General features: G+C 29.5%; 7 protein-coding genes. 3 read left to right on the top strand and 4 right to left on the bottom strand.

What is annotated here, in order from left to right:
- Both F1592_RS10670 and F1592_RS10665 read left to right on the top strand, forming a co-directional pair.
- A partial coding sequence (locus F1592_RS10670) for a DUF1643 domain-containing protein (protein WP_149814177.1) occupies positions 1-428 on the top strand: 428 nt, incomplete at its 5' end.
- 14 nt (positions 429-442) lie between these two features.
- Positions 443-664: a hypothetical protein gene (locus tag F1592_RS10665; protein WP_070508389.1), complete on the top strand. Its 222-nt coding sequence runs from the start codon at positions 443-445 to the stop codon at positions 662-664.
- A 122-nt stretch (positions 665-786) separates the two neighbouring features.
- Here F1592_RS10665 and F1592_RS10660 read toward each other — a convergent pair whose 3' ends face one another.
- The 4 genes from F1592_RS10660 to F1592_RS10645 form a co-directional block, all read right to left on the bottom strand.
- Positions 787-1,170, bottom strand: a complete 384-nt coding sequence (locus tag F1592_RS10660; RefSeq protein ID WP_103365504.1) for a hypothetical protein — start codon at positions 1,168-1,170, stop codon at positions 787-789.
- A gap of 45 nt (positions 1,171-1,215) precedes the next feature.
- A complete protein-coding gene (locus F1592_RS10655; protein WP_149809826.1) occupies positions 1,216-2,418 on the bottom strand; it encodes a restriction endonuclease subunit S in 1,203 nt (400 codons plus the stop codon).
- Positions 2,411-2,557, bottom strand: a complete 147-nt coding sequence (locus F1592_RS10650) for a restriction endonuclease subunit R (protein ID WP_149809827.1) — start codon at positions 2,555-2,557, stop codon at positions 2,411-2,413. The genes F1592_RS10655 and F1592_RS10650 overlap by 8 nt, the downstream gene beginning before the upstream one ends.
- Positions 2,558-2,737: 180 nt before the next feature.
- On the bottom strand, positions 2,738-3,223 hold the full coding sequence (locus F1592_RS10645) for a GNAT family N-acetyltransferase (RefSeq protein ID WP_037570011.1): 486 nt from the start codon (positions 3,221-3,223) through the stop codon (positions 2,738-2,740).
- Between the two features lie 384 nt (positions 3,224-3,607).
- Here F1592_RS10645 and F1592_RS10640 point away from each other — a divergent pair.
- On the top strand, positions 3,608-3,761 hold a 154-nt coding region (locus F1592_RS10640; RefSeq protein ID WP_317450609.1), incomplete at its 3' end, for a cadmium resistance transporter.

Raw genomic sequence — 3,761 nt, 5'->3', positions numbered from 1 at the left:
AAACTTGGGATGAAAAGAAACCCGCTTGTACAGTGATAACTATGTATCCTCATTTAGATGTTGTATTATCACTCGATCTCACAACTGTTCTTATCCTCAACCAATTAGCTAATTCAGAACGATACGGTGCTGTATATCTTGTAAATCTATTCTCTAATATTAAAAGTCCAGAAAATCTCAAACATATCAACGAGCCATACGATGAACACACCGACATTCACTTGATGAAAGCGATAAGTGAAAGTGAAACAGTGATTCTTGCTTATGGTGCTTATGCGAAACGACCTGTTGTCGTCGAACGTGTTGAGCAAGTGATGGAAATGTTGAAGCCTCACAAAAAGAAAATTAAAAAGCTTATAAACCCAGCAACAAATGAAATTATGCATCCACTTAACCCTAAAGCACGTCAAAAATGGACTTTAAAATAAAAGGAGGATTATCTATGAACCATGAAACCACACACTCAGACTGGCGAACGGTTGCTAATTGCTTAGCATCGCAAAATTATATTTCAATTGTAAAAGGACTAGTACATCATTTCGCAGCAATTAAAGATGAGGAAATATTGGATAAAATCTATGATGATTTTATGGATGATGACTCTATAACAACGGTACTTAATAATGATTTACAGACAATTATTAACCATTATCTATTAAAATGAAAACTATATTCTAATAAAACTAGAGCATCCTTCACTTAGCGGTGAGGGATGCTCTTAAATTTATTTTTTGTTTTTTCTAATTTCTTATATTTTTTAATTATAAATGAAAGTTAATAGATTTGTTATACTACCAGTTCATTTGAGACATATCTACTTTTTTCTGTTATATCAAAACTATCCTGGTCAATAGGAATTTTCACTAATATGCCTGAATCATTCATTCGAACTTTGTGATACAGATTATTTTCAATGGTATACAAATCGAAATTTGTATTTATCTTATCTATGAGTTCTTTTGTTAATGAATAATATTCAGGAATAAGATACAAATAAGGTTTGTTACTTGCAGAAGTATTCCCTAAAAATATAATTTGTTCTTTACAAACCAATAATTCCAGTATTTTTTCTATCTTTTCTTTTTCTTGGTTTAAAAATCTAAATTGCTTAGCTTTTAAGGAAATGTCAACTAGCATTGACATAAAAATGTCTAAATTTTCATCTTTCATTAATACGTCTCTCCTTTTAGTTAACATAATAGGTCTTTATCAGTATCAAACGAACATCTTTTGTAGTAATCCTTTTTTTCGTTGTTTTAATAACTCAATTTTATGTATCTGCTTATTAATCTTTCTATTAATTATCTGAAACAATCGTGCTATTTGTTTTTGTTCCTTTAATATTGGAATTAGCAACTTTATTTGTTCCATCTGTTTTCTTGACACTTCAGAAAATGTTGATCCTGCTCCTACTTTTTCAGCATTTCTTTTTAAAATACTCGTCATTGAATATAAAAAATATGAATCTAAATCGTTCTCTTTTGGCACTATTGATTGAAATCCTTGATTAGTAGTCGCTTCTTTAGAGAGTATAGCTGTTTTTCCTATGCCTGCTCTTGAAGTAAATAACACTGTGCCTATTGGAAGCATCTTTGCTGAACTTTTTTCTAGTCCTTTTTCAGTTATTCTTCTTTGACTAGTACTCACAAATTCCTTATCTCCTATTTCAACTGGTGAAAACCAATTTATATCGCCATCCCAATATTCACTTTTTTTCGTACTCGGTGTTCCTCCACCTACAATGTTGGCGATATTACCTAACTTCTTCATTTCCCAATTGGGATAATTATTTCCATTTTCATCTTTAAATCTTAACTCTTGAGAAAAAATCTTTTGTATATAGCCTTTCTTTTGTTGTTCTAATAATTTTAATTTTTTCTCTTCTAATTCAATATGTTGGTCGAGTTTGCTAAAAAAATACCCAATCTTTTCTTGTTCTTTAATTGATCCTTTGTATAATCTAATATTTTTTACTAACTCCCAATCAGCACGTGGCATTTTTGAACCTGCGGATTTGTTAGTCACACTGCTAAATCTATTGGTTTGTATAAAATAATAAAGAAACTTGTTAACTAGGACATCTTTATTTAGTGTGTTTAACACCCATATTTCAGATGAACATACACCATCTATTGTGGCATAGTAGTATTTATTTAAATAAGGTCTTAGCTTGCTATATAAGACATTACCCTTTTTAAATTTATTCTTTTGACTTGTAAAGTCATTAGATATATATGTATCAAGTAATCGACCAGTATTTTGCTCGATACTGTCTAATTCAATATCTTTTGTAGCTTCTTCTTTTTTAGGATCAAATTTTTTACTTTTGTTAGTTACAACATCACTCAATAAATCATAAGACCATTCATTTTTAAATTCTGGAAACCTGAGTTTTGGAGTATTAGTTTGTTCAATCATATTTTAACACTCCTAGTTTTTTATTGAGGCATATATTGATTTCTGATTTTACATTATGTATGTTTGCTCGTTCATAGTCTAAGCTCTCAAGTTGTTGTATTACTTCATGTTTTATTACATATTCATTTTGATAAGCCATTCATTCATCCACCCTAAACTTAATCTTTCTTTAAATATATCAAAATTTAATAATAATTAATATTGGACGCGTTATTTTATACTAGATAAATAACGAACTTTTTTTTAACATAGTATATTTATTACTTTTTATCTGTAAATCCGACTAATAATTTTACTAAAAATCACTTAACTTGTAACGTTAATTTAAGTCGCAAAGTTTTTTCTCCATTCTTACTATACCTTCCTCATCAGCATTACTAACTCCATCCTTGAAGTTATAGCCAAACTTCTGATAAAAAGGAACTGCAGTAATTGATGCTGGTATTTCTATCCGGCTAGCTCTCTTATAAAACTCATCGTCTTCCAATGTATTAATAATAAGTTTTCCAATCCCTCTACCTTGGTATTCAGGTAAAACAAAAATAGTGAAAAAACTACTCTCTGTTAGACTATCCCAATAGGGACCAATTGCACCTGTCGCAATGATCGTCTCCTCATCTCTAAATACATAAAAGTGAGTCCAAGAAGCTCTTTCGATGATTGATGGCACAGTTATATTCTCAGCATCTTTTACCAAGTCTTCTTTAGAATAATCAAAGATGTTCGTTTCAAACATTGCTCGATGAATTAGCTTAACAATTTCCTCAGCATCCTTTTCTTCAAAACGTTGAATATTAATGCCCATAAAATCATCTCCCTTGCTTTTAAAAATACTCTTTGCTAAGTATTCATCTAGGCCTTCTTTTTCTACATAATATTTTTTAATTCAAATATAATAAACTATTAATCAATCATAAATATTGTACAATACATTTTATCAATCATTAAAAAACCGCATCATTTATGATATGCTTCCCCTTGTTAGTGATATTGCTAAAAAACAAATTGCAAGGAACTGACAAACTAAAATTATTTTAAATCTTATTATCAATAAATATATAAATAACTCGTTTTGCACATACAATCCCTATAATCAGTTAAGTTTCGCTTTTCGATTCGTAATAATTATTCATAAAGTATACAATATATGATACAATTCATTCAAATATACATTTGAATGAGGTGCTCTATGGTTCAGACTATTGTAACTGCGGCAATACTTTACATTGCTACTGCAGTAGACTTATTAGTAATACTATTAATATTTTTTGCAAGAGCAAAGACTAGAAAAGAATATAGGGATATTTATATAGGTCAATATTTAGGATCGATGATCCTCATAT

This window comes from Staphylococcus sp. GDX7P312P (genome assembly GCF_008385775.1).
GTDB lineage: Bacteria > Bacillota > Bacilli > Staphylococcales > Staphylococcaceae > Staphylococcus > Staphylococcus haemolyticus.
This window is presented reverse-complemented; position numbering and strand designations above follow the sequence as displayed.